Raw genomic sequence first — 25,188 nt, 5'->3', positions numbered from 1 at the left:
GATGCACGTCCGCCGCCAAGGGATGAGGTGATCAGTTGCAGGTGACCTTGATTTCGAACTTCTTGCTGATCATCCCGGCCATCGGGTTCTTCATGTCGGCGCCGGCGGCCTCACCGGTGATGGTGTACGTGCTGCCGTCCACCTTGACCTCGGCCGAGCCGGTGTTCGCACCGCCCATGGACGCCACGGCCAGCGCATTGCCGTCGACCACCAGGCCGAGTGACTCGACCTTGGGGGTGGCCTCATCGGTCATCACGACGCCCAGGCCCTGCTGGCCGCCGACGGCGCCGCTGGCGATGTTGATCTTGCCGCCCTGCTTGACACAGGTCACGGTCTTGACGTCCAGCCCCGACAGGTCCTGGCCTTCGACCTTGACCTCGGTGTTGCCACCGGTGCTGACCTGAGAGCTGCCGTTGCCCGCGGCGGCGCTCGGCGCCGGACCGCTGCCTTTGTCATCAGAGCAGCCGACCAGTACCGCGGCGGCCGCGATCATCCCGATGCCGGCAGCCAGAACGCGATTCTTCGTCATGTGGTGTGAGTCCCTTCGTTTCGCCCGTCGCCCCGGTGGCTCCGTCGATGGCACAAGTAGATGCGGGCGCCGTCGCTACCGATCCCAAACTTCCCGGCGGGTACGGTGGCGATATGGCCGATGACCAGCAGCCTTGCGTTCCGCCGGATCCCGGGTACGACGCCGCCGGGGTGCCGACCTTCGAGTCGGTGCGCGAGAAGATCGAGAACAGATTCGGCACCGCGATCGGGGCCACCGAGCTGGCGGAGGAGACCCCGGAAGGCCGCACGGTGGCCGAGCAGTACGAGGCCCGCCAGAAAGCCGCCGCAGAGAAGCTGCGCCAGATCCGGGAGTCGATGGGCAAGGGCGAGGGTTGACCTTGCGGCAGGTTCTCCCGTCGCTTCGCTCGCCCCGGCAGTTCACCGTCGAGGAGCGGCGCAGCCGGCTGGCCCGGCGCCATTTCCTGGCACCGCAGCGCGGCACCGTGCAGGACGTCACGGCCGCACTCGTCGGTCTGCACGCCACCGATCCCGCCACCCCGTATCTGTCGCTGTGGGCGCGGGTACCCGAGTTCACCGTCGCCGACCTCGACGACGCGCTGTATCAACGACGTTCACTGGTCAAGCACCTGGCGATGCGTCGCACCCTGTGGGTGGTGGGCGCCGAGGGCCTGCCAGCCGTGCAGGCGGCGTCCAGTGACCGGGTGGCCGCCAACGAGCGGCGCAAGCTGATCGCCGATATCGAGAAGGGCGGGATCGCCGCCGACGGCGCGGCGTGGCTGGACACCGCCTGCGCGGTGGTGCTCGCTCACCTCGACGCGCACGGGCCGACCACCGCCGCCCACCTGCGCGCCGCACTGCCCGAGCTGGCCGGCAGTTACGACCCTGCGCCCGGAAAAAGCTGGGGCGGCGCGACTCCGGTGTCGCCGCGGGTGTTGACGGTGCTGGCGGTGCGCGGGGACATCGTGCGCGGCCCGAACACCGGCACCTGGACGACGTCCCGGCCGCGCTGGACCTCGCGCCGCTCGTGGCTGGGTGACGGCCGGGCGGTCGACGCCGATGCCGCCGCCGCGGACCTGGTCCGAACCTGGCTGCGCGCGTTCGGCCCGGCCACGGTGGCCGATATCGCCTGGTGGTTCGGCCACACGCTGACCTGGACCCGGAAGGCGCTGGCCGGGGTCGGGGCCGTCGACGTCGATCTGCACGGCTCGCCCGGGGTGATCCTGCCCGATGACCTGGAACCCGAACCGGCGGCCGAGCCGTGGTGTGCGTTACTGCCCGGCCTTGACGTCAGCACGATGGGCTGGCTGCACCGCGACTGGTATCTGGACGGGCACCGCGAGCAGGTGTTCGACCGCAACGGTAATGCCGGGCCGACCGCGTGGGTGGACGGGCGCGTGGTGGGCAGCTGGGTGCACGACACCGACGGGCGCGTGCAGTTACGGCTCACCGCCGTTGTCGACAAGGCGGCCCGGAAAGCGTTGCAGTACAAGGCCGATGAACTGACCGCGTGGCTGGACGGGGTACGGGTCAAGCCACGTTTTCCGTCGCCATTGACCAAGGGTCAGCCGGTTACGCGCTGACCTTGCGTCGCTTCCGGGCCGGTGCCGGTGCCGGCATGTCGAGCATCTCGGCGAGGAACTGCCCGGTATAGCTTTCCGGCGTCGCGGCCACATCCTCTGGCGTACCTTGTGCGACGACGGTGCCACCGCCGGCTCCGCCCTCGGGGCCCATGTCCACGATCCAGTCCGACGTCTTGATGACATCCAGGTTGTGCTCGATGATGATGACCGTATTACCCTTGTCGACAAGGCCGTTGATCACCTTGAGCAGTTTTCGGATGTCTTCGAAGTGCAGTCCGGTGGTCGGTTCGTCGAGGATGTAGACGGTGCGACCGGTGGACCGCTTCTGCAGTTCGGCGGCCAGCTTCACCCGCTGCGCCTCACCGCCGGACAGCGTCGGTGCGGGCTGTCCCAGCCGGACGTAGCCGAGACCGACATCGACCAGCGTCTTGAGATAGCGGTGGATCGAGGAAATCGGCTCGAAGAAGTCGGTGGCCTCCTCGATGGGCATGTCGAGCACCTCGGAGATGGTCTTGCCCTTGTAGTGCACTTCCAGGGTCTCCCGGTTGTATCGGGCGCCGTGGCACACCTCGCAGGGCACGTACACGTCCGGCAGGAAGTTCATCTCGATCTTCAGCGTGCCGTCACCCGAACATGCTTCGCAGCGGCCACCTTTGACGTTGAACGAGAACCGGCCCGGCTGGTAGCCACGCACCTTGGCCTCGGTGGTGGCGGCGAACAGGGTGCGGATCTTGTCGAACACGCCGGTATAGGTGGCCGGGTTGGACCGCGGGGTGCGGCCGATCGGTGACTGGTCGACCCGGACCAGCTTGTCCAACTGGTCGATTCCATTGATCCGGGAATGCCGGCCGGGCACCTGCCGCGCCCCGTTGAGCTTGTTGGCCAGCACCGTCGCCAGGATGTCGTTGACCAAAGTCGATTTCCCGGATCCGGACACTCCGGTGACCGAGGTGAGCACCCCGAGCGGGAACGCCACGTCGACCTCTTGCAAGTTGTGTTCGCGGGCACCGACCACGGTGATCTGACGTTTGCGGTCCACGGGCCGCCGGATGGCGGGCACCTCGATGCTCTCCTTGCCCGAAAGATAGGCTCCGGTAAGGGATTCCGGATTCTTCAACAGGTCCTTGTAGGTGCCGCTGTGCACGATCCGCCCGCCGTGCTCACCGGCATAGGGGCCGATGTCGACCACCCAGTCCGCATGCGCGATGGTGTCCAGGTCGTGCTCGACGACGATCAAGGTGTTGCCCAGATTGCGCAGCCGCACCAGCGTCTCGATGAGCTTGCGGTTGTCGCGCTGGTGCAGACCGATGGACGGTTCGTCGAGCACGTAGAGCACGCCGACCAGACCCGACCCGATCTGGGTGGCCAGCCGGATGCGCTGCGCCTCGCCGCCGGACAGGGTGGCCGCCGCACGGGACAGCGACAGGTACTCCAGGCCGACGTCGAGCAGGAAGCCCAGCCGGGACTGGATCTCCTTGAGCACCTGTCCGGCGATGGCCTGCTCGCGGGAGCCCAGGGTGAGCGCGTTGAGGAAGTCCGCGCAGTCGGCGATGGACAGTTCGGCCACCTCGGCGATGGATTTGTCACCGAAGTCGCCCGCGGCCAGCGTCACCGCAAGGATCTCGGGCTTCAGCCGGGTGCCCGCGCATTCCGGGCACGGAATGTCGCGCATGAAGCCCTCGTAGCGTTCCTTCATCTGCTCGGAGTCGGTCTGCTCCATCCGCCGTTGCAGGAAGGCGAGCACGCCCTCGAAGTCAGCGTAGTAGGACCGGGTGCGCCCGTACCGGTTCTTGTACCGGACGTGCACCTGGTGATCCGAGCCCTCCAGAATCGCCTTGCGCGCCTTGGCGGGCAGCTTCTTCCACGGGGTGTTCACGTCGAAGCCCAGTTCCTCGCCGAGGCCGGCCATCATCCGGGTGAAGTACTCGGAGGTGTGTCCCATGGACCACGGCGCGACGGCGCCTTCGGCCAGCGTCATCTCCGGGTCGGGCACGACGAGTTCGGGGTCGACCTCTTTCTTGATGCCCAGCCCGGTGCACTCCGGGCAGGCGCCGTAGGGCGAGTTGAAGGAGAACGACCGCGGTTCCAGGTCGTCGACGGCCAGCGGGTGCCCGTTGGGGCAGGCCAGCTTCTCGGAGAAGCGCTGCTCGCGGTGCGGATGGCCCTCCTCGCGGTCGACGAACTCGAGCACGAGGATGCCGTCGGCCAGGCCCAGCGCGGTCTCCACCGAGTCGGTGAGCCGTTGCTTGCTGCTGGCCTTGACGGTGAGGCGGTCGACGACCACCTCGATATCGTGCTTCTCCTGCTTCTTCAGCTTGGGCGGGTCGGTCAGCGGATACACCACGCCGTCGACGCGCACCCGGCTGTAGCCCTGGGAGTTGAGCTTGTCGAACAGGTCGACGAACTCACCCTTGCGGGTGCGCACCACCGGCGCGAGCACCTGGAATTTCGCGCCTTCTTCCATGGCGAGCACCTGGTCGACGATCTGTTGCGGGGTCTGGCGGGCGATGCGCTCCCCGCAGACCGGGCAGTGCGGGGTCCCGGCGCGGGCGTACAGCAGGCGCAGGTAGTCGTAGACCTCGGTGATGGTGCCGACGGTGGACCGCGGGTTGCGGTTGGTGGACTTCTGGTCGATGGACACCGCGGGCGACAGGCCCTCGATGAAGTCGACATCGGGTTTGTCCATCTGCCCGAGGAACTGCCGCGCGTACGCCGACAGCGATTCGACGTAGCGGCGCTGCCCCTCGGCGAAAATGGTGTCGAACGCCAGCGACGACTTACCTGACCCGGACAGACCGGTGAACACGATGATCGCGTCCCGGGGCAGGTCAAGGTCCACGCCGCGGAGATTGTGCTCACGCGCACCCTTGACGATCAGACGGTCAGACACCCGGTTTCCTCCTGAAGACAGCATTCAGGCCCCATGCTAGGTGCCGGTACCGACAAGCCCGATACCGTGGCATCGTGACCAGCCCACACAGCCTCGTCAGTGACGACTACACCGGCCATGTCGACCCCGGGACCGCGGCCCGGCGCACGCTGCCCGCCGCCACCATCATCAAGACGTCGGTCGGCCCGATGGACAACAACGCTTACCTGATCACGTGTTCTGCGACCGGGAAAACCCTGCTCATCGACGCCGCCAACGATGCCGACCGGCTCATCGAGCTGATCGGGACATACGCCCCCGACGTTTCCCTGATCGTCACCAGCCATCAGCATTTCGACCACTGGCAGGCGCTGGCCGACGTGGCCAAGGCCACAGGCGCCCCGACCGCCGCGCACGTGCTGGACGCCGAGCCGCTGCCGGTGGCGCCCTACCGGTTCCTGTCCGACGGGGACACCGTGCCGATCGGCAAGCTCACCTTCGACGTCATCCATTTGCAGGGCCACACCGAAGGGTCGGTCGCACTGGCGCTCAAGGACGCCGACGGCGACGTCACCCACCTGTTCACCGGGGACTGCCTGTTCCCGGGCGGGGTCGGCAAGACGTGGAAGGACGGCGATTTCGACCGGCTCCTCGGCGACGTCAGCACCAAGGTGTTCGACCGCTACCCGGATTCGACCGTGGTGTATCCCGGCCACGGCGACGACACCACCCTGGGCGCCGAGCGTCCGCACCTGCAGGAGTGGAAGGAACGCGGCTGGTAGCCGGTCAGGCCCAGGCCACCGGCAGCCGCTTGATGCCGTGGATGAACGCCGACCGCAGAATGGCCGGCTCCTCGCACGCGACGATGCCGGGCACCTGGTGGTGCAGCTCGTCGAAGAGCACCCGGATCTCGCGGCGGGCGAGGTTGGCGCCCAGGCAGAAGTGCGCACCGCCGGCGCCATAGCCTATCTGCGGGTTGGGATTTCGGGTCACGTCGAACCGGTACGGGTCCGGGAACCGGGTCTCGTCCCGGTTGGCCGAGGCGTACCACATCGAGATCTTGTCGCCGGCCTTCATCGGTATGCCGCGCATCTCGATGTCTTCGGTCAGGTTGCGCCGCATGAAGATCAGCGGCGAACCCCACCGGACGACCTCCTCGACGGCGGTGGGGGCAACGCGGTCGAAATCGTTCCACCAGAGGTCGCGCTGTTCGGGATAGCGGGTGAGTGCCACCAGACCGTGGCTGATGGCATTGCGGGTGGTCTCATTGCCCGCCGCCGACAGCAGGATGAAGAACGACGCGATCTCCGCGGAGCTCAGCCGCTCGCCGTCGACCTCGGCCTGCACCAGGTTGGTGGTCAGGTCCTCGGCCGGCTCGGCCCTGCGCTGCTCGGCCAGCTCCATCCCGTAGGTGGCAAGATTGGTTGACACCCGCAAGATCTCGTCATAGTCACCGGACACCTCGTCGTCCCCGGCGCCGAGCAGCACCGTGGTCCAGTGGAAGATCTCGGCCTCGTCGCACTCGGGGATGCCCATCAGATCGCAGATGATCTGCAGCGGCAGTTGCCCGGCGACCTCGCCGACGAACTCGGCGCAACCGTCGGGGTGGCGCTCCAGCATCTGCGTGACCAGTCTGCGCGCCCGCTCCCGGACGCTCTCCTCGATGCGGGCCACCACCTTCGGCGTGAAGGCCCGGTTGACGATCGAGCGCAGCCGCAGATGGCGCGGATCGTCGAGGGTGATCATCGAGCCGAAGAATTCGGAGATCTCGGCAGGCACGTCGGACAGCGAGGTGCTGGTCGGGCTCGAACTGAAGATCTCCGGGTGTCTGCTGGCGTGGCGGACGTCGTCGTAGGTGGTCAGCGCCCAATGTCCGGCACCCGACGGAAATCCGGCAAACTCCGGCACCTCGAAGAAGGTGATCGGCGATTCGCGCCGCAGCGTGGCGAACGCGCCGTCGCGCCGATCGTCGTCCCACTCCCAGAACTCCAGGGCGCCCAGGTCGATATCGGACAGCGGCACGTCGGGAGGTGGTGCACCGTTGCGGCGGGGTGCGATACCCGTGCGGTGCGCTGTTGCGGTCATCATCGACCTCCCATCAAGGCGAGTGTGACACCGCGACGGGGACTGTGTTGGCGATTTCTCAGAGCTTGGCGATGACCTGCTCGCCGAACCGCGCGATGGCCTCGAGGGCGTGCGCCAGGCTGTCGCCGGGCACCTGCACCTGGATCCAGGTGACGCCGAGGTCGGCCAATGCGGCGACCCCGTCCAGGTACGCCGCGGCGTCGAACGCGTCATCGCCCGGGACGCCACCCTGGTTGTTGCTGAACGTGATGTCCACCGCTGCCGGGTCACGCCCGGCATCCTCGAGGCGCCGGCGCAGGTCCTCGATGCCAATCTTGAGGTCCTCCAGCGAGTCCAGCGCCGCCGTCCTGGCGGTCTGCGCCAGCACGGCGGGCGCGGGGAACGGGCACCAGCCGTCGCCGTACGCGGCGACGCGGCGCCGCGCGGCCGCGGTGTTGCCGCCGATCCAGATGGGCGGCGCCACGGCCGGGCGCGGATGCGCGGTGATGCCGGAGGCGGTGAAGTGCTTGCCCTCGAAGCTGATGTCGTCGCCCGCCCAGATGGCCCGGATCACCTGCAGGGCCTCTTCCACCAGCTCGGCCCGCTCGTCGAAATCGACTCCCAGAGCCGTGAACTCACGCTTGAGGTACCCCACCCCGACGGCCAGGGTGAACCGGCCGCCGGACAGCAGGTCCAGTGTCGCACCGGCCTTGGCGACCACGAACGGGTTGCGGTACGGCAGCACCACCACGTTCGGGATGAGCCGCAACGTGCTGGTGTGCGCCGCGGCGAAGCCCATCGCCACGAAGGGGTCCAACGCATCGTGTCCGCCGGCCCGCAACCACTTCTCGGTGGGGGCCGGGTGGTCGGTGAAGCCGATGCCGCCGAACCCGGCCGATTCCGCGGCGGCGGCGACCGCGGCCACACCGGCGCCGGCCGCCAGCTCGGGGTTGTAGGGATGGCTGTGCATGGGGTGGGTGAAGGCGAATTTCATCGGGCTCCGTTGGATCGCGGGTGGTTCGGCCGGGCGAGGCCGAGGGCGTGTTGGGCGATCATGTTGCGGAACACCTCCAGCGTTCCGGCGTAGATCCCGGTCGGCCCGGCGAGCCGGAAGATGTACTCGGCTCCGCCGTCGTCGGCGGCTCCGGGTGCGCCGGCCGGCAGCGCTCCCGCGGTGCCAAGCAGGTCCATCAAATCCGACGACACGTCGCGCATGGTCTGCGCGATGGCGACCCGGCCGTACATGCCGGAGGCGCTCATCGCCGCCTCCATCCGGGCAACGGCGCGGCCCAGCCGGTAGGACGGTTCGGCGCGGGCGGCGATCCGGTCCACCGCCTGCGCCGTCAGCAGGATGTGGTCGGTCATCACGGCGATGTTCTGCAGGCCGCCTGCGGCGCGGTCGACCGTGCCGTGTTCGGCGTCCAGCGCCCCGCGCAGCACCGCCCAGCCGCCGTTGACCTCGCCGATGCGGTACCGGTCGTCCACCCGGACGTCGGTGTAGAAGGTGATGTTGGTGCGGTCCCCGTCCACCGTGCGCAACCCCTGGATCTGCACGCCCGGCGCATCGAGCGGCACCAGGAACATGGTCAGGTTCCTGTGCTTGGGGCCGTCGGGATCGGTGCAGGTGAGCAGGAAGACGTAGCCGGCGTGGTGCGCGTTGGAGGTGAACATCTTGGATCCGTTGATCACCCAGCCCGGCCCGTCCCGCACGGCCCTGGTCTTGCACGTCGCGACGTCGGAACCGCCGTCGGGTTCGGTGTAGCCAAGACACAGCCGCAGTTCGCCGGTGAGCACGCCCGGCAGGATCTCGGCGATCAGCTGCGCGCTCCCGAAGCGTTCCACGGTGTGCGCGACCATGGCCGTGGTCCCCCAGTGAAACCACGGCGTGTGAGCGCGGCCGATCTCCAGTTCCCAGATCCGTCTGCGCACCGCGGTGAACCCACCGTCGGCCGCACTGTGGTAGTCGCCGGCCAGGTACCCCGCCGCGCCCAACGCCAGATGCACTGTCTCGTCGAAGTTTTCACCGGTTTCACGGTCCCGGCGGATCACCTCGTCGGTCACCACCGCGGCCAGGAACGCCCTCAGCTCATGCTGGAATGCCCGGTCCTCATCGGAGCACGGCACCCGAGCGAAATCCATTCAGACACCGTGACAGTTCATTCAGGTTTTGTAAAGCGGACCGGCCACGCGAAAGGCCCGGCACACCGTGGTGCGCCGGGCCCTGGAAAGCGATGTCAGGACGTGTGCACGATGAGCACGTCGACCTTGGACCGACGTGCCACGTTCGCGGGCACGGAACCCAGCAGTCGGCCTGCGATGGTGCTCAGACCGACGTTACCGACCACCAGCAGGTCGGCTCCGGAGTCGTTGGCCAGATCGACCAGCGCGTCCACGGGTGCGCCGACGATGGCCTTCTCCTCGATCTCTTTGGCCCCGGAAGCCTTCGCGCGGTCACTCGCTTCCTTGAGGATCGCGTAAATCGGGGCATTGCCGGTCATCTTGTAGCCTTCGTCCTTCAGGACGTCGGCCGCATGGTGGTCTTCGCTCTGCGGGAAGTAAGCCGTTGCAACGATCAGCTTCGCGCCCGATCCCGCAGCGATCTCCCCCGCGCGTTCTACGGCGCGCAGTGACGAATCAGATCCGTCCGTGCCGACGACCACGGTCCGATAGGCGCTCATTGATGCCCTCCAAAGTGTTCAGTAGCTACGCCACCCGAGACAGTAGCCCTTTGCTCGACGGCTGCGGGTGCGATTGGCCACACCCGGCGCGCCGACGACGGACCAGGCGGCGTCGTTCGACTACCGATCGTATCGGGCGGGTATCCGGATCAGGGCTTTTGGTGACGCAGGACATGGTCCGGCGGTGATCGACGTCAACGCCGCGCCACCACCGGGGACAAGGTCACAGTCACGTTGAATTGCGTTCACTGCGTCGATGTTTGGCCACTCAGCCGTGCTTGGGGTCGTAGTTCGACAGCGTGGGCTGCGGCACCTCGGCAGCAAAATCGCTGTCCGAGAACGTGTACCGGTACCACGGCGCGTCGTCACAGCGGCCCAGCCGCGGGCGCAGGTTCGAGAATGCGCGGTAGATCAGCGGGTAGGGCTGCCCGTGGTAGTGCTCGAGGATCTCCTTCCAGGTGCGCGGCGCCTGCTCGATCAAGGCGGCCAGGTCGGCGGTCAGGTCGTCCTCGGTGAGCGGGGACACCTCCGGCGGCGGGTCGGGCAGCACGAACACCGTGCTCCGGTCGAAATGCTCACGTTTGAACTGCGGCCCGAGTGGAATGGTGCAGTCCAGACCCAGCTTGGACGCGGTACCGGGGGCAACGTCGTCGCCGATCATCGGATCCACGGTCATGGTGTTGCAGCCGGGGATGATGACGGTGTCCAGGTGTGGCATGTACCGAAACGCCATCGCGAATTTGACGGCATTGTCATCCCAGATGTCGATATCCTCGTCGAACACCATCGCGATCTTGGGCAGCGCCAGTTTCGAACAGGTCAGCATGATGCCCAGGGCCTGCTTCCCGTCCCCGCCGCCGTTGGGGTGGATCTTGGCGTACGCGATGTTGGACAGCCCGCCCAGATCGCACCGGACCTCCTTGACGTCGAGCCCGGCGAACTTCAGTGCACCGAAGATATCGGCCTCCAGCGCCGGCAGCTGGAGCATGTTGTCGGTGTACCAGGGATGGCGGCCGCCGATGGTGGCGTGCTGGTAGATGCCGCCCTTGCGATAGGTCATGGCCTTGACCACCGCGCGGTAATTGCGTTTGATGCCGCCGCCGTACATCCCGGTGAACTCGCCGTAGGGCCCCTCGTCGTGGGTCAGTCCTTCGCTGGCCATCAGCTCGCACTCCAGCACGATCTCGGCGTTGGCCGGCACCAGCACATCGATGGTCTCGCACCGCACCAGCTGGGCGGGATGTCCGTAGAAGCTGCCCAGCACCTCGAAGTCGTCGGTGTCGGGCGGCACCCCGGTCAGCGAGGCGATCTTGTCCACGATCGGCCCGCCGATGACAATGGCGACCTCGAGATTCTGCCCCTTCTCTTGTGCGGCAATGGCATTGATGCGCTGACGGTGCGAGGTGCACGTCATGTCGAACATCTTCTCGTTGCGCGACCGGAACATGCTTCGGTAGATGCCCCAGTCGTAGATGCCGGTGTCGGGATGCTTGCTGATCACCAGGTTGTCGTTGGTGAAAGCGTGACCGTCGCGGTCGTGGTGCAGGAACAGCGGCAGCCGGGTGAGGTCGACGTCGTCGCCGGTGAGGATGACCTCCTTACACGGTGCGGTGTCCACGATCTCGGGGGCGACCCGGCCCTTGGCCCGCTCGCTCATCACAAAGCCGCTGCGGGTTTTGTCGCAACCCAAGGCCCACGCGGTCTGTTCCTGGTTGGAGTAGGCGTTGGCCAGGAACTGGAATTCGCAGTCGGTCACCTTCTCCACCAGCACGGCAGTCAGCGGATGTGCCTCCATGACGGCGGGCAACTGGTCGACCCGGGTTTCCTCGGTGATCCGCACCAGCATTCCGGCGCGCTCCATGTCGGTGACGAAATCTGTCAGGCTCTGCTGCGGCACTCCGGGGCTCCGAATCTACGAAAGTTGTTGTTTTTCTCTGAGTTCCGGGAATTCGTAGTCCCGCCAGCCGGGGATGTCGGCCACCTCGACGACACGCTGGCCGTGCTCCTCCAACGCCGGTCCGCACAGATCCCCGGCCGTCTTGACGACGGTGCCGTAGGGGTAGGTGGCATCGACACCGATGGCCGATCCGGTGCGCTGGTCCGCGGGCAGCGACTCGTCGGCGGTCGGGTCAAGCGGGCCGCCCGGCAGGTCGTCCACGATGATCACGTCGCGGGCCGGCTGGGTCCGGAAAGCCTGTGCCCACTCGACCTGCTCGGAGTCGTGCACGTCGATGTCGGGATCGACGACGATAACGTTCTTGGGCCGTAGATTGCTGCCCATGGCAGCCAGCAGCAGGCTTCTGGCCTCACCGGCGTAGCGCGGCCGCATCGCGACGACCACCCGGAAATAGACGCCGCCCGAGGGCGGGATGGACACCGCGGTGACCGTCGGGAACTGCTGGCGGATCATGTCGTAGAAGGAAGCCTCGAACGACACCTGCTTGAGGATGTGGTTCTCGGTGGTGGGCCGGCCGGTGAGCAACGCCTGGAAGTAGGCGCCGTTGCGGTGGGTGATGGCGGTGGGCCGCACCACGGGTTTGGGTGACGCGGGTGTGTAGTAACCGGTGTACTCGCCCAGTGGTCCTTCCAGGACGGTGTGGCCGAAGTCGATCTCGAACTCGATGACCACCTCGGCGCGTGCCGGCACCCACACGTCGTTGGTGCGGCATTTCACCAATTCGACGGCCGCACCGCGCATCCCGCCGGCGACCTCCCAGTCGTCGGTGTCCTCCGGCACCTGGATCGGGCACGAGTAGGCGATCATCGGGTCCACCCCGATCACCAGGGCCGCGCGGAAACTCTTGTGTCCCATGGCCAGCGCCTTGGCCTGATTCTTGGCGAACCGATGGGCCGGTGCGGCCATCAGCGACATCGTCTTCGCATCGATGATCTCGCAGCGGTAGTGCCCGATGTCGGGTACACCGGTCTGCGGGTCGTGACTGACGACAAAGCCCGGTGTGATGTAGCGCCCGCCGTCGTCGGGACTGTACCTCGGAACCGGCAGTGCCGACAGGTCGATATCGTCGCCGAGGATGACGTTCTCGTGCACCGGGCCGTCATCGACCCGCTCGGGTGGGATGCGGGTCCTCAGGCGCTTCACCACGTCGTCGAAGAGTTCCTCTTCCGTGCAGCCATAGGCCAGCAGCGCCTTGCGCCGCGAGTTGTACACGCCCCCGACGAGTGGGAACTGGGTCCCGTTGGCACCGAACACAATCGCCGGTCCCGCGACGGAAGCACTCTTGCGCAGCGCCTTGGCCACCTCCAGCTCGAGCGCGACGGGACGGTCGACGTCGATGAGTTCGCCATGGGCGCGCAGTTCATCAAGGAACTCACGGAAATCCTGGAACGCCACGGTGCGATGCCCCATACTCTGTGCGTGATCAGCGGCCAAGATGCACAGTACGGGCAGGACGACTCCGACGGCGGTTTTCGTGAGTTTGCGCTAGGGCTCTACGCCGCCGACGGGGTGTCGCGAGCGGCGTTGGGGCTACAGGATCGCCGGGGAGTCGACGTCAACATGTTGCTCTTTGCCGCGTTCATCGGAGCGCGCGGTCAGCGGCCGCTGACCCACGCCGATGTCGAGGCCGCCCGGAACCGGGTCGGCTGGTGGCAGGACGAGGTGGTGACGCCGCTGCGTGCGGTGCGCCGCACGCTCAAGAATGCCGCGGTGCCCGGCGCGGCCGACCTGTCGTCCCGGCTGCAGGAGATCGAACTGGCCGCCGAGTTCGCCGAACTCGACGAGCTGGCGAAGTTGGCTCCCGCACCGCAGGCCGGCGGTGGCCTGCGCACCGAAGACGCGATCCGGGAAGCCCTGGGCGCCACCGTCACGGTCTATGCCGGGGCCCCACCCGACGCCGCGGACGACGCCGACATCGCCGTGCTGACCGCGGGGGCCCAGCGGTGAAGCGCCTCATCGTGGCGATCACCGGGGCATCGGGCGCGATCTACGGGTTGCGCGCCCTGGAAATGCTCAAGGGCCTACCCGACGTCGAAACCCATTGCATCCTGACCCCTTCCGGATGGCGCACGGTCGCCCACGAGACCGAGTACCGCAAGGAGGATGTGGAGAAGCTCGCGGACCTGATGCACGATCCGCGCGATATCGGAGCGGCGGTGTCCTCGGGTTCCTTCGTCACCACCGGAATGCTGGTGGCTCCGTGTTCGGTGAAGACGCTCAGCGGTATCGCCAACTCATACAACGATCAGCTGGTGGTGCGGGCCGCCGACGTGTGCCTCAAGGAACGGCGCCGGGTGGTGCTGCTGCTGCGCGAAACCCCGCTGCACGCCGGGCATATCGACCTGATGGATCGGGCCACCCGCAGTGGGGCGATCATCATGCCACCGGTGCCCGCCTTCTACACCCTGCCCAAGACCGTCGACGACATCGTCGACCAGACCGTGGCCCGAGCGCTGGAGCTGTTCGATATCGCCGTGCCCGCCATCAAACGCTGGACCGGTACCGACGTGCGGTAGCGGCGTCGCGGGCCGGGTATTACGGTTCTGCCCTACCAGCGGAAAACGGGAGTCGGCCAGGTGGAACTGCCACTGCTCACGCAGCGTCAGCGGGATCCGGCTGCCCGGCTCCGGGCCGGCCGCTCCGACGGTGCACTGGTGGCGTTGTTCGCGGTCGTGGTGAGCGCAGCCGGCGCCGCCCGGCCCTCACTGTGGTTCGACGAGGCGGCCACCATCTCCGCGGGTACCCGCACCATCCCCCAGTTGTGGGGCCTGCTCGGCAATATCGACGCCGTACACGGCGCGTACTACCTGCTGATGCACGGGTGGTTCGCCGTGTTCCCGGCCACCGAGTTCTGGACCCGGTTCTCCAGCTGCCTGGCGGTCGGGATCGCCGCTGCCGGTGTGGTGACCCTCGCCCGGCTGTTCGTCGGGCGTTCGGCGGCGGTCACCGCCGGGGTGGTGTTCGCGATCCTGCCCCGGATGACGTGGGCCGGGATCGAGGCGCGGTCCTATGCGCTGACGGCCGCGGCCGCCGTCTGGCTGACGGTGCTACTGGTGGCGGCCGTGCGCAGGCAACGCGTCGGCCTGTGGGTCGGCTACGGCGCGGGCCTGGCGCTGGCCACCGTCCTCAACGTGTTCCTGGTGTTACTGGTGCTGGTGCATGCCGCGTTCGTCGCGACGGCCGGCTCCCGCAGGTCGGTCACCGGGTGGGCGGCGGCCACCGCGGCGACACTGCTCGCGGTCACACCGTTCCTGTTGTTCTGCCGCACGCAGATCGCGCAGGTGCGCTGGATCGCGCCGCTGTCACCGGACACGTTCGCCGAGATTCTGCAGGAACAGTACTTCGACCACAGTCTGCCGTTCGCGGTCTGCGCGGGCGTCCTGTTGGCGCTGCCACTGGTGTTCCGGCGGCTGCGGCCGGCCGAACCCGGGGCGCACGCCCTGGTCCGGCTGACGCTGGCCTGGATGGTGCTGCCGACGGCGGTTCTGCTGCTGTATTCGGCTGTGGCCGAACCCATCTACTATCCGCGCTACCTGAGCTACACCTCGCCCGCCATGGCGCTGCTGCTCGGGGTGTGCATCGTGGCCGTCGTGCGGACCCGGGAACGCGCCACCGCGGCGATCGCCGTGCTGGCCGTGGCCGCCACCGGAAACTTCCTGTTCGGCCAGCGCGGGCCGTACGCGAAGGAAGGTATGGATTTCAGTCAGGTCGCCGATGTCGTCACCGCGCACGCGGCGCCCGGCGACTGCCTCGTGATGGACAACACCACCACCTGGATGCCCGGGCCGATCCGGCCACTGACCGCGGCGCGTCCGGCGGCCTACGCCAAACTGATCGATCCCGGCCGCGGGCGGCGCGCCGCCGAACGAAATCGGTTGTGGGACGCCCATCTGGGCATCCAGGGCGTCGCCGAGCAGGTCCGCGCGTGCACCGTGTTGTGGACGGTATCCGAACGTGACCGGTCGGTGCCGGAGCGCCAAAGCGGTGCGGCGCTGGACCCGGGACCGCGGCTGGGGCGGGCGCCGGCGTATCAGGTGCCCGAACGGATGGGCTTCCACATCGTCGAGCGCTGGCAGTTCAATTTCGCCCAGATCGTGAAATCCACTCGCTGACAGGTCAGTACAGCTCCGGGCGGCGATCGCCGAACAGATCGACGTGCTCGGTCAGGGATTTGTCGTGGGTGACGGTCAGGTCGATATCGGCGATCGCGATCCCGGTACCGGGTCCGACGCTGGACAGCACCCACCCCTCGGGCGACACCACCGCGCTGCCCTCGGTCCAGTGTTGTCCTCGCTCCACCCCGGTGCGGTCACAGCAGGCCACGGCCACCTTGCTGGCCCGCGCGGTGGCCATTGCGTTGATCACCTCGCCGGGCCGTTCCCCGTCGGGCCGCGGGAACAACGGCCAATTGACCGGTGCCGCAATGAGTTCGGCACCGGCCAAGGCCACCGGCCGGGTCAGTTCGGGGAACTCGACGTCATAGCAGACCATCACGGCGATGGCGCCGTGCCGGGTGGCGATGACTTCGGGAATCGACGCGCCGGGAGTGAAGATCAGCTTCTCCCGGTCCCACAGATGCGATTTGCGGTAGAACCCCAGCACGCCGGAACCGTCGAGCATGACGGCGCTGTTGTAGAGCAGTCCGTCGGCGCCGCTCTCCGGGAAACCGCCGATCACGATCGCGTCACCGGCGACGGCGATCCAGCTGGCGAACGAGTCGGCGGTGGCGGGCTGGGCCAGTGACCGCGCCTCCGCGGCGTCAGTGAACATGTAGCCGGAGGTCACCAGCTCGGGCAACACGATGACGTCGGCACCGTCGGACACCGCGGCACGGATCTGCGCGACGATCAGCGCGGTGTTGGCCTGCCGGTCGCCGAAGGCGGGCGCAATCTGACAGCACGCGATCCGGGTCATCAGCGCAGTTTAGTCACGGCAGCGCGGTGCGGGCCTTGAGCGCCAACCACAGCTCCATTCGGTCATCGCCGTCGTCGAGTCGGCGCCCGGTCAGTTGCGCTATCCGATCCACCCGGTTGCGAACCGTGTTGCGGTGCACCGACAGCCGGGCGGCGGCCGGATCCCACGCGCCGTTGACCCGCAGCCATTGGTCGAGGGTGCGCAGCAGTTCGACGCGTTCTCCCGGCTCGAGTTGATCCAGCGGAGCGAGGACGGCGTCGGCGAATCCGCGCACCGCCTCTGGCTCCCCGAGGGATAGCAGCAGTGACACCGTCTCGCCCTCCCCTGCGCTGACGATGCGGCCCAGTCGCCGGCTGACGGCCACCAACGACCGCGCCTGCATGACCGAAACCCCCAGCGTCTCGGGACTGGTCGCCGCGCCGATACCGGTGGGCAGTCCGCCGGCGTGCGCCTGCAGGGTGTCGGTGAGGGCAGCCAGGTTCCAGTGCACCACCTCCACCGATTTGGCGTGCACCCGTACCAGCGCGCCATCCAGCGTGGCGCGCAACCGGAAAGCCAATTCCTCGCCGGCGCCGCCGACCACGGCGACGTGGCAGTGTTCGGCGGTCAACCCCACGCCGGCGGCAAGTTGTCGGGCCCGCTCCCGTTTGACGCCGGTGCGCAGCAGCTGGCCGAGCACCTGCTCACGACGTCGGCGCTCGGGCTCGTCGGACAGCTCGCGGCGCTCGCGATCGACGGCGATCAGCGACACCAGTACGGTCGACGATGCTCGCGCGGCGGCGTCCATGTCGGCGCCGAGGACGACGTAGGCCAGCGGTACGCCCGCGCCGATGGTGTGCACCTCGAACCCGTCGATCACCGCCCAGCTGCGGCCGTCCATCTGCGCACAGGTCGCGCGGGCCTGGTCGACGGTGTCCGGTGACGTACCCGGGCTCGCCGCCACCAGGCCGGCCGCCCCGTCGCACACCACGCATGGAGTGGCGCTCGTGGCGGCCCACGCCGACAGCAGCGCCGGCAGCGGCGCGGAACTGGTGGCCACCGCGGTGAGCCGGCGATTGTTCTCCATGGCCTGCTGCAGACCGCGCCGCTCCTGCCGGGCGATGGTCTCGAAAACCCATTTGGTGACCCCGATGAACGGGGTCTGGTCGGGCACCACCAGCATCGGGATACCGACGGCGTCGGCGGCGTCGCGCAATGGCTGCGGGCAGTCCCGGTAGGGCAGGCCGTGCCCCACTCCGATCGCGAGCGCGGCCACCCCCGCCGTCGCGCATTCGGACACGTAACGGCGGCAGTCCCGGTCAATCATCGGCAGCAACAAGCCGACGGTCATCAGCAGTTCGCCGCCCCGCAGCCAGTCACCCGGTGAGATGAGTTCGGAAACATGCGCCGAGGTGACCTCGCGGTCCAGCCCACCGGCCCCGGCCACCACCGTCAGCTGCAGCGAGGCGGCCGTGGCGACATCGCGGACGGTGATCACCGTCGAACCACCACGTTGTACATATTGCCCAATCGTAATGGTTGGTCTGAACAAATCAGCCATGGCGTCACGCAGCGCATCCGGTGAAAGTATGACCACCGCCACACAGGAGAGACACATGGCCCTTCCCCACACCGACCGATCCGGACCGCTGATCGAAACCCGCTCGATCGACTACGTGCCCGATGACGAACGGCACGGCAAGGTCGGCCACCAGGGACCGTTCTGGTTCGTCGGCAACTTCCAGCCGTTCACCCTGGCGCTGGGTTTCGTGGGGCCCAGCCTCGGGTTGTCGCTGTGGTGGACGGTGGTCGCCGGGATCGCGGGCATCGCGTTCGGCACCCTGTTCATGGCTTTTCACGCCACTCAGGGGCCGGTGCTCGGGCTGCCGCAGATGATCCAGTCGCGCGCCCAGTTCGGTTATCGCGGCGTGCTGCTGCCGCTGATCGGGACATTGTTCACCTTCGTCGGATTCAACGTCGTCGACGTCGTGATCATCAAGTCCGGTCTGCAGGAGATCTTCGGCTGGAATTCGGCGGCGGTGGCGGTGGTGATCACGATGGTGGCCGCCGGCCTGGCGATCTTCGGACACGACTTGTTGCACAAGGCTTTCCGTGTGCTGTTCTGGATCTCGCTGCCGTTGTGGCTGGTGCTCACCTACGGCGTGCTGTCCGGCGGAGTGGCCGGCACCACCGAGGCTGCCGGCGGCTTCACCTGGGTCGCCTTCCTGGCGCAGTTCGGGGTGGCCGCGTCCTACAACATCACCTACGCGCCGTACGTCTCGGACTACAGCCGGTACCTGCCGCGGAACACCCGACCGGCCGCCATCATCACCTCGGTGTTCGCGGGAGCCACCGCGTCACCGGTGTGGCTGATCCCGCTGGGCGCGTGGATGGCCACCTACCTGGGCGCCGCCGACGCGCTGGCCGGGATCAACACCACGGGCAACGCCACGGTGCCGATGCTCGGCAGTGTGCTGGCCGTGGTCTCGGCGCTGGTGCTGGTGGCGACCATGGGCCTGAACGCCTACAGCGGGATGCTGACGGTGGTCACCGGATTGGACTCGGTGCGTTCGGTGCGACCCACCCGGAGACTGCGGGTCATCACCATCGTGGTGCTGGCCGTGGGCTGGCTGGCGATGAGCCTTTTGCTGTCCAACGCGACGTCGGCGCTGAACACCACCTTGCTGATCATGCTGTACCTGCTGGTGCCCTGGACGGCGGTGAACCTGACCGACTTCTTCTTCGTGCGCCGCGGGCATTACGTCATCACCGACCTGTTCACCCCCGCGGGTGTGTACGGCGCCTGGTCGTGGCGCGGGCTGGTGGCCTTCGCCGCAGGCATCGCGGCCGAGATCCCATTCCTGGTGTTGCCGTTCTTCACCGGGCCGGTCGCCGCGGCGATGGGTGACGTCGATATCGCGTTCGTCGTCGGGCTGGCGGTGTCGGGGCTGGTCTATCTCGCCGTGACGCGGTCACTGGACCTGTCCCATGAACTCGACCTGATCGCGGCCGATACCGCGACGGTTGCCCATACCGTGAAAGCGCAGGAGAAATGAGCAATCCCGTAGGCCCCGCAGACGCCACCCGCGCGCCCCGCTACACCGAGCCCGGCACCTTTGCCAGGCTGCCCCGGATCGACCAGGTGGGCAGTGCGGACGTCAGCATCGTCGGCATCCCTTTCGACAGCGGGGTGTCCTATCGGCCCGGCGCCCGCTTCGGGCCGGCCCACGTCCGCGCCTCGTCGAAGTTGTTGCGCCCCTACAACCCTGCGGTCGGGATCGAACCGTTCGCCGTTCACCAGGTGGCCGACTGCGGGGACATCGCTGTTAATCCGTTCGACATCGTCGAGGCGATCGACACGATCGACACCGCCGTCACCGACTTATGCAAGGACGGGTCGAAGGTCCTCACGATCGGCGGTGACCACACCATCGCGCTGCCCATCCTGCGGTCACTGGCCCGCGACCACGGGCCCATCGGCGTGCTGCATTTCGACGCTCACCTGGACACCTGGGACACCTATTTCGGCGCACCGTTCACCCATGGCACTCCGTTCCGCCGGGCCAGCGAGGAGGGCCTGATCGACATGGAGCGGTCCCAGCACATCGGCATCCGCGGCCCGCTGTACAGCAAACACGATCTCGAGGACGACGCGGTGCTCGGATTTCAGGTGATCCGTTCCGACGATTACGAATTCGACGGTGTGGCGTCGATCGTCGAACGCATGCGGGCCCGCCTGACCGGCGGCCCGGTGTACGTGTCGGTGGACATCGACGTGCTCGATCCCGCGCACGCGCCGGGCACCGGTACACCCGAAGCGGGCGGAATGACGTCGCGGGAACTACTCAACACGCTGCGTGGCCTGGTCGGGCTGGATGTGGTGGGCGCCGACATCGTCGAGGTGGCCCCCGCGTACGACCATGCCGAGATCACCGGCATCGCCGCGGCACACGTCGGCTACGAACTACTCTCGGTGCTGGCGGCCAACCGGGCGTGATCGGTCCTGGCGTGCCGGCCGGCAAAAGGCCTTGTGTGCGGCGAGGTTTCGGGGAACCGGCGGTGTAACCCGTCGATCAGCCGGTGCGCCTCGTACAGTTCGCGCCGCAGGTCTCCGGCGCGTGGGTCCATCCGCAGATTCCCCCGGGCCCGGGCCCGCCGATTGCGCGCATCGACGGTCTCGAGCTTGCGCGAGATATCGGCGACCTGGTCATAGAGCGCCACCAGAAGCTGTCGCGCCTGGTTCACGCTCGCGTCCTCACTCACATGCGAATCTTCTCATCATTCAAGGGGGCGCGCGATCCCGGGGCCGCCATCCCGGGGCAATCCCGGCCCCGCATGCGCCCCGCGCGAGTACCGTGCCTTTGCTCGCACGGACGTTGACCTGGCAAAGTACGAGAAGCCGGCTTTTGCCGCGGCCCCGCGGCACCTCATCGTGCCCCCCGGCGGGCATCGAGCATCAGAGTCATGAGCTGGACCTCTTCGGTCTGTTCGGCGACCATGACGCTGGCCGCCCGGCGGACGGCGTCATTCAGCGCGTGCCGGAATGCATAACCGGCCATGGCGATTCCGCCCTGGTGGTGGCGCGTCATGAGTTGTAGGAAGAGTGTCTCGTTGTCCCGGCCGGTGCTGTGCTGCAGGTGGGCAAGTTCGTCGGGGGAGGCCATCCCTGGCATGCCCATCGCGTGGTCGTGGTGACCGCCGCTGCCGGGTTCGGTCATCCACTGCATCGGCCGGGCCGAGGTGGGGGCGGCGCCGTCGAGTTGCAGCCAGCCGGTCATCTGCCCGATCTCGGCCAGCTGGGTGAAGCGGATCTGTTCAGCCAGGGCCTTTACCTCCGGGGACGCATCGGCGGCAAGCATGTCGGTCATCGTGACCGCCTGCTGGTGATGGCCCGACATGTCTTGGGCGAAACCGATTTCCAGCGGTGTCAGGATCGCAGACGCCCGGTGGTTGCGGTCGACCATCGCGGCGCCCAGCACGGCGCCGAGCGCCACGGCCAACACCACGGCGGCAGTCGTGCGCAGCAGCCGGGCGGTGCTCATCGCGGTGGATACACCTGCGGGTCGATCCGCAGCGCCATGAAGCCGTTGTCCGAGCAGGTGACGTAGAGCAGGTTGCCGCGGAATTGCGGCGGGGACATGCACCAGTCCGCCGACAGGTCCAGCCCGATGATGCGGCCGTCCCGGACGATGTCGTCGCCGTTGATCTGTCCGTTGAGGATGGCATGAGCCACCGCGATGGCGCTGCTGGCCGGCGGTACGATGATGCCGCCGAAGCGCACGTGCTGGGAGTTGGGCAGCTGGTCGTTCTTTCCGGTCTGGGCGGGCGGATTGAAGTAGGCGATTTCGCGGATGTTGTCGGGATCGCGCACATCGAAGACCCGGATGCCGGACTGGGCCCACCCGCACGCCAGCGCTTGCGGGTCGTCGCGGCGATCCACGCTGCAGTAGTGCGATTCGTAGCCGAATGCGCCACTGCTGGAAGCACTTGCCGCCCAGCGGTCCATGTTCTGCGGCAGGTTGATGTCCAGTTTGATCGTGGTGCGCAGCCGCAGATCCGCGAGGTCGGCGGCGTCGAACAGCTTGACCCCACCCGAGCCGAATTCGTCGACGTTGAACAGATGAGGCACTGCGCCATAGGTGACGTAGATGCTGTGCTGGCTGATCAGCCCATCATGCCAATGGGCATACCCGCGGCTGGGCAGCAGTTGGTGCATCGTCATGCCGGGCGCGGCGCGGTCCTGCACCGCCGAGGTGTCCAGGACGTTCAACCCGGCCGCGGTGGACATGAACATGGTGTCCCCGTCCGGGGTGAAGTCCATGCCGTGGCTGGCGAAACCCGCTGGGGCGCTCCACACGACCGACGGATCGGTGGGGTCGGAGACATCGACGGCGCTGGCCCAGATCTGGCCGGATGCCCAGTAGGTGTTGCCGTCGGGCGAGAAGCCCCCTTCGTGGGTGAGCATCGGGATGCGTACCCCGGGCAGTGATCCGCGGCCTTCGTTGAGCAACCGCGGATGCGCGCAATCGGTGGCGATGTCGTAGATGGAGATATAGCCGAGCCCGAACACGAACGGCACCCCGGTTCCTGCGAGCAGTCCCCGGGTTTCGTTGACTTTCAACGATTCCCAGGTGCCGTTGATCATGGCAGGCTGGTCGAGCATCGCGGTGGGCCGCGGATGGGCCGGGTCGGACACGTCGAGCACCTGCACCCCGTCGGTGTGCGGGAAACTCGAGCCGATGTAGACGCAGTTCTTGTAGGCGGCACTGGTCCATCCCGCACCCGGCCCCTGGTACTGGCCGATCAGATCGATGTTGCAGTTGTAACCGAGGGTGCTTCGCCGCGAGTCACGATCGGCCACCGGCACCTCGCCCTGCAGACCGGTCTCCACTCGATCGCCAGGGCGGCAGGACGCCGGCGCCACGGCCGCCGACCAGATGTCGTTCTGCTGGTCGAAACCCGGCGGCAGGCTCGCCGCCGCGGTGGCGCACTGGGTGATCGCCGCCACCACCACGGCGATCATCACGGGGGCGCACGCCGCCCACCTGCACCGCCACGGTCGGCCGGCGTTCGACGCAGCGTCCGCGGGCGCGACGGATGACATCCTCCCCATCGCCGGACCGTAACATCCTCTATGTCTTTAGAGGAAACTTTTGCCGAACCGGATTACCGGCGGCCGGAACGTTAGGATCTGGCCATCAGCACACCTCGCAAATACAACCCGGCCAAGCGTCGCACCGATCTCACCGACGCCGCGATCGAGTTGCTGGGCACCGGAGGCTCCCGCGGCCTCACCCATCCGCGGGTCGACAAGCACGCCGGACTTCCGGCGGGCACCACGTCCTACTACTTCCGCACGCGCAAATCGCTGCTACAGGGCGTCGCCGAACGCGTGATCGAACTCGACCTGGCCGATCTGTCGATGATGGATGAGCGCAGCGACCGATTCGAGCGCCGGTACAGCGGCACCCTGGGATTGGCGCGCCTGGTGATGCTGTCGGGTACCGAGCCTTACCTCACCCGCACCCGGGCCCGCTTCGAACTGATCTTGCACGCCCGTCAGGATCCTGACCTGAACGTCACCATGTCGGCCTATGGCGTCCATTTCTTCAGCCTCGCGCGCGAGGTCATCACCCGCTGGTACGACGACCCCACCATCCCGGATGCGGACATCGGAGAACGTGCCGTGGTCGTGCTGACCTTCATCAGCGGCATCATGACCAGCTTCGTCATCGGCCAACCTGTCACCACCGACGCGGAATACCTCGACGAGTTGATCCGCCAACTGCTGCGCCGGTAGGGCTCAGCGTGCCTCTTTGGCCGACTTCCGCTCGGCGAGCTTGTACTTCACCAGCGCGACCAGCGCCTTCGGGTTGCGCGCGAACGCCTTCGCGGCTTGCCCGCCCAGCTTGAGCTTCTGCCCGAATGTCAGCTGCTGCTCTGGTTCCGTCACTGGCTTTCCCCTGTCTTCGATTGACTTCGAACAATAGCGTGCACAGTCCCCGGCACACGTCGGGCGCCGGGAGATCGGATGTCACTGCGTGCAATGAAAGCGCGCAGTGGTCCGAGATCGACCGATGCGCCATACTGACCAGACACCCGGCCTTCTGACGGTCCGGGCCGCGACCACTCGAAACCGCCATACACGCGGCGAGCGTTTCCGCCATCAGAGTTGTCCCAGACACCGCAGCATCCCCTTCTTGAGACCAGCGCGGCGATGCCGCATCTGTTACGCACCTCACCACATGGAGCCTGAAAGATCATGACTGCCAACCGAATCACCGTCGGCACCGAGCGAGCGATGCTCGAGAGCACGCTCGACCACAACCGCGAAGCGCTCATCGAGACGGTGCGCGGCCTCTCGGATTCCGACGCCCGCCGCAGCCTGGTGCCGTCGCTGACCACGCCGATCTCGCTGATCAAACATGCCGCTGCCGCGGAACGGATTTGGTTCCAACGCTTTTGGGCCGGCCTGCCGGCATCCGACTGCGATGGATACTCCGAGCGCGACGAAGGCACCTTCGCAGTCGGCGACGACGAGTCGCTCACCGACGTGATCACCGAGTTCGAGCGCGCCAGTCGGCGATCGCGCGACATCGCGTCCCGGTTCGGCCTCGACGAGACGTTGGTCAGTCCGCGCGAGGGCAGGGTCAGCATGCGATGGACCCTGCTGTCCATGATCGAGGAGTTCGCCAGGCACGCGGGTCATGGCGACATCCTGCGGGAACAGATCGACCGGCCGGCGACGCGCGACTAGACCCCTTGGGCCTCAGGGCCTTTCTGCCCGTTCAGCGCCGCGAGGCCGAGCCCGGCGAACAGGGCGGCGCCGCCGCCGGCGAGGATCGCCCCGGTCGGCGACAGCGTACGTGCGCGGATGCCGCGGACCGCGGCGACGACATCCAAGGTGTCGGTCAGCAGGCCCAGCTGTAAGGCGCGGGTGCGCAGCCGGCTCGAGGCGGGGTCGGTGATCGCCAGCGCGAGCGTCAGTCCGGCCCGACGTCCGGATCTGTGCGGCTGTGCGTCAAGACGTGGCGCGCGAACCACATCACCGGTGGGGCATGCTCGACACACAACTGAACGCCCTCCCGGCGAAATCGCACTTGCTCGCGCGATCGCAACGCGTGCACCGTTTGTCGG

Annotated in this window: 25 protein-coding genes; 10 read left to right on the top strand and 15 right to left on the bottom strand. The window is 67.5% G+C overall.

Annotated elements, in window-relative coordinates:
- Positions 1–31: 31 nt before the first annotated feature.
- Positions 32–529 carry a lipoprotein LpqH gene (locus ACXPWS_RS13165; protein ID WP_458712842.1) on the bottom strand — a complete coding sequence of 166 codons (498 nt, stop codon included), beginning with the start codon at positions 527–529 and terminating at the stop codon, positions 32–34.
- Between the two features lie 113 nt (positions 530–642).
- Between ACXPWS_RS13165 and ACXPWS_RS13160 the strand changes: the two genes are divergently transcribed.
- Together ACXPWS_RS13160 and ACXPWS_RS13155 are read left to right on the top strand one after the other, a co-directional pair.
- The gene (locus tag ACXPWS_RS13160) at positions 643–885 is read left to right on the top strand and encodes a hypothetical protein (RefSeq protein ID WP_458713526.1); all 243 of its coding nucleotides are present in this window, start codon (positions 643–645) and stop codon (positions 883–885) included.
- A 2-nt stretch (positions 886–887) separates the two neighbouring features.
- The gene (locus ACXPWS_RS13155; protein ID WP_458712841.1) at positions 888–2,090 is read left to right on the top strand and encodes a winged helix DNA-binding domain-containing protein; all 1,203 of its coding nucleotides are present in this window, start codon (positions 888–890) and stop codon (positions 2,088–2,090) included.
- Here ACXPWS_RS13155 and uvrA read toward each other — a convergent pair.
- Positions 2,080–4,980: an excinuclease ABC subunit UvrA gene (gene uvrA, locus ACXPWS_RS13150; RefSeq protein WP_458712840.1), complete on the bottom strand. Its 2,901-nt coding sequence runs from the start codon at positions 4,978–4,980 to the stop codon at positions 2,080–2,082. The two genes, ACXPWS_RS13155 and uvrA, sit on opposite strands and share 11 nt — an antisense overlap.
- Before the next feature lie 74 nt (positions 4,981–5,054).
- On the opposite strand from uvrA, the gene ACXPWS_RS13145 reads away from it, so the two are divergent.
- On the top strand, positions 5,055–5,741 hold the full coding sequence (locus tag ACXPWS_RS13145) for an MBL fold metallo-hydrolase (RefSeq protein ID WP_458712839.1): 687 nt from the start codon (positions 5,055–5,057) through the stop codon (positions 5,739–5,741).
- 4 nt (positions 5,742–5,745) lie between these two features.
- On the opposite strand, the gene ACXPWS_RS13140 is transcribed toward ACXPWS_RS13145, so the two are convergent.
- From ACXPWS_RS13140 to ACXPWS_RS13115, 6 genes are all read right to left on the bottom strand, one after another.
- On the bottom strand, positions 5,746–7,044 hold the full coding sequence (locus tag ACXPWS_RS13140; protein ID WP_458712838.1) for a cytochrome P450: 1,299 nt from the start codon (positions 7,042–7,044) through the stop codon (positions 5,746–5,748).
- 58 nt (positions 7,045–7,102) lie between these two features.
- Entirely contained in the window at positions 7,103–8,017 is a 915-nt protein-coding gene (locus tag ACXPWS_RS13135; RefSeq protein ID WP_458712837.1) for an LLM class F420-dependent oxidoreductase, read from the bottom strand.
- Positions 8,014–9,162: an acyl-CoA dehydrogenase family protein gene (locus ACXPWS_RS13130; RefSeq protein WP_458712836.1), complete on the bottom strand. Its 1,149-nt coding sequence runs from the start codon at positions 9,160–9,162 to the stop codon at positions 8,014–8,016. Before ACXPWS_RS13130 ends, ACXPWS_RS13135 begins: the two co-directional genes overlap by 4 nt.
- A 95-nt stretch (positions 9,163–9,257) precedes the next feature.
- Positions 9,258–9,701, bottom strand: a complete 444-nt coding sequence (locus ACXPWS_RS13125) for a universal stress protein (RefSeq protein WP_458712835.1) — start codon at positions 9,699–9,701, stop codon at positions 9,258–9,260.
- A 268-nt stretch (positions 9,702–9,969) separates the two neighbouring features.
- The gene (locus ACXPWS_RS13120) at positions 9,970–11,598 is read right to left on the bottom strand and encodes a UbiD family decarboxylase domain-containing protein (RefSeq protein WP_458712834.1); all 1,629 of its coding nucleotides are present in this window, start codon (positions 11,596–11,598) and stop codon (positions 9,970–9,972) included.
- Between the two features lie 15 nt (positions 11,599–11,613).
- Positions 11,614–13,068 carry a UbiD family decarboxylase gene (locus ACXPWS_RS13115; protein ID WP_458712833.1) on the bottom strand — a complete coding sequence of 485 codons (1,455 nt, stop codon included), beginning with the start codon at positions 13,066–13,068 and terminating at the stop codon, positions 11,614–11,616.
- Between the two features lie 9 nt (positions 13,069–13,077).
- On the opposite strand from ACXPWS_RS13115, the gene ACXPWS_RS13110 reads away from it, so the two are divergent.
- Genes ACXPWS_RS13110 through ACXPWS_RS13100 form a run of 3 tightly spaced genes read left to right on the top strand, consistent with a single transcriptional unit; the run spans position 13,078 to position 15,770 of the window.
- A complete protein-coding gene (locus ACXPWS_RS13110; protein ID WP_458712832.1) occupies positions 13,078–13,605 on the top strand; it encodes a TIGR02444 family protein in 528 nt (175 codons plus the stop codon).
- On the top strand, positions 13,602–14,174 hold the full coding sequence (locus ACXPWS_RS13105; protein WP_458712831.1) for a UbiX family flavin prenyltransferase: 573 nt from the start codon (positions 13,602–13,604) through the stop codon (positions 14,172–14,174). The genes ACXPWS_RS13110 and ACXPWS_RS13105 overlap by 4 nt, the downstream gene beginning before the upstream one ends.
- Before the next feature lie 60 nt (positions 14,175–14,234).
- Complete coding sequence (locus ACXPWS_RS13100; RefSeq protein WP_458712830.1) at positions 14,235–15,770, top strand: glycosyltransferase family 39 protein; 1,536 nt, start codon at positions 14,235–14,237, stop codon at positions 15,768–15,770.
- 4 nt (positions 15,771–15,774) lie between these two features.
- On the opposite strand, the gene ACXPWS_RS13095 is transcribed toward ACXPWS_RS13100, so the two are convergent.
- Together ACXPWS_RS13095 and ACXPWS_RS13090 are read right to left on the bottom strand one after the other, a co-directional pair.
- Positions 15,775–16,572 carry a nitrilase-related carbon-nitrogen hydrolase gene (locus ACXPWS_RS13095; RefSeq protein ID WP_458712829.1) on the bottom strand — a complete coding sequence of 266 codons (798 nt, stop codon included), beginning with the start codon at positions 16,570–16,572 and terminating at the stop codon, positions 15,775–15,777.
- 13 nt (positions 16,573–16,585) lie between these two features.
- On the bottom strand, positions 16,586–18,049 hold the full coding sequence (locus ACXPWS_RS13090) for a PucR family transcriptional regulator (RefSeq protein ID WP_458712828.1): 1,464 nt from the start codon (positions 18,047–18,049) through the stop codon (positions 16,586–16,588).
- Between the two features lie 118 nt (positions 18,050–18,167).
- On the opposite strand from ACXPWS_RS13090, the gene ACXPWS_RS13085 reads away from it, so the two are divergent.
- Complete coding sequence (locus ACXPWS_RS13085; RefSeq protein WP_458712827.1) at positions 18,168–19,607, top strand: purine-cytosine permease family protein; 1,440 nt, start codon at positions 18,168–18,170, stop codon at positions 19,605–19,607.
- Complete coding sequence (gene speB / locus ACXPWS_RS13080; protein WP_458712826.1) at positions 19,604–20,548, top strand: agmatinase; 945 nt, start codon at positions 19,604–19,606, stop codon at positions 20,546–20,548. Before ACXPWS_RS13085 ends, speB begins: the two co-directional genes overlap by 4 nt.
- On the opposite strand, the gene ACXPWS_RS13075 is transcribed toward speB, so the two are convergent.
- From ACXPWS_RS13075 to ACXPWS_RS13065, 3 genes are all read right to left on the bottom strand, one after another.
- Positions 20,509–20,814, bottom strand: a complete 306-nt coding sequence (locus ACXPWS_RS13075) for a hypothetical protein (RefSeq protein ID WP_458712825.1) — start codon at positions 20,812–20,814, stop codon at positions 20,509–20,511. The genes speB and ACXPWS_RS13075 overlap by 40 nt on opposite strands.
- A gap of 164 nt (positions 20,815–20,978) precedes the next feature.
- Positions 20,979–21,593 (bottom strand): DUF305 domain-containing protein, encoded by a 615-nt coding sequence (locus ACXPWS_RS13070; RefSeq protein ID WP_458712824.1) that lies wholly within the window; start codon positions 21,591–21,593, stop codon positions 20,979–20,981.
- Positions 21,590–23,074, bottom strand: a complete 1,485-nt coding sequence (locus ACXPWS_RS13065; protein ID WP_458713525.1) for an LVIVD repeat-containing protein — start codon at positions 23,072–23,074, stop codon at positions 21,590–21,592. The genes ACXPWS_RS13070 and ACXPWS_RS13065 overlap by 4 nt, the downstream gene beginning before the upstream one ends.
- 240 nt (positions 23,075–23,314) lie before the next feature.
- Between ACXPWS_RS13065 and ACXPWS_RS13060 the strand changes: the two genes are divergently transcribed.
- Complete coding sequence (locus tag ACXPWS_RS13060; RefSeq protein ID WP_458712823.1) at positions 23,315–23,851, top strand: TetR/AcrR family transcriptional regulator; 537 nt, start codon at positions 23,315–23,317, stop codon at positions 23,849–23,851.
- 3 nt (positions 23,852–23,854) lie between these two features.
- On the opposite strand, the gene ACXPWS_RS13055 is transcribed toward ACXPWS_RS13060, so the two are convergent.
- Positions 23,855–24,004: a hypothetical protein gene (locus ACXPWS_RS13055; RefSeq protein WP_458712822.1), complete on the bottom strand. Its 150-nt coding sequence runs from the start codon at positions 24,002–24,004 to the stop codon at positions 23,855–23,857.
- A gap of 309 nt (positions 24,005–24,313) precedes the next feature.
- Here ACXPWS_RS13055 and ACXPWS_RS13050 point away from each other — a divergent pair, with 309 nt between their 5' ends.
- Positions 24,314–24,808: a DinB family protein gene (locus tag ACXPWS_RS13050; RefSeq protein ID WP_458712821.1), complete on the top strand. Its 495-nt coding sequence runs from the start codon at positions 24,314–24,316 to the stop codon at positions 24,806–24,808.
- Here the strand turns inward: ACXPWS_RS13050 and ACXPWS_RS13045 are convergent.
- Positions 24,805–25,122, bottom strand: coding sequence for a hypothetical protein (locus ACXPWS_RS13045; protein WP_458712820.1), 318 nt, complete (start codon positions 25,120–25,122; stop codon positions 24,805–24,807). The two genes, ACXPWS_RS13050 and ACXPWS_RS13045, sit on opposite strands and share 4 nt — an antisense overlap.
- Between the last annotated feature and the right edge of the window lie 66 nt (positions 25,123–25,188).

It is taken from the genome of Mycobacterium sp. BMJ-28, assembly GCF_054404835.1.
This window is presented reverse-complemented; position numbering and strand designations above follow the sequence as displayed.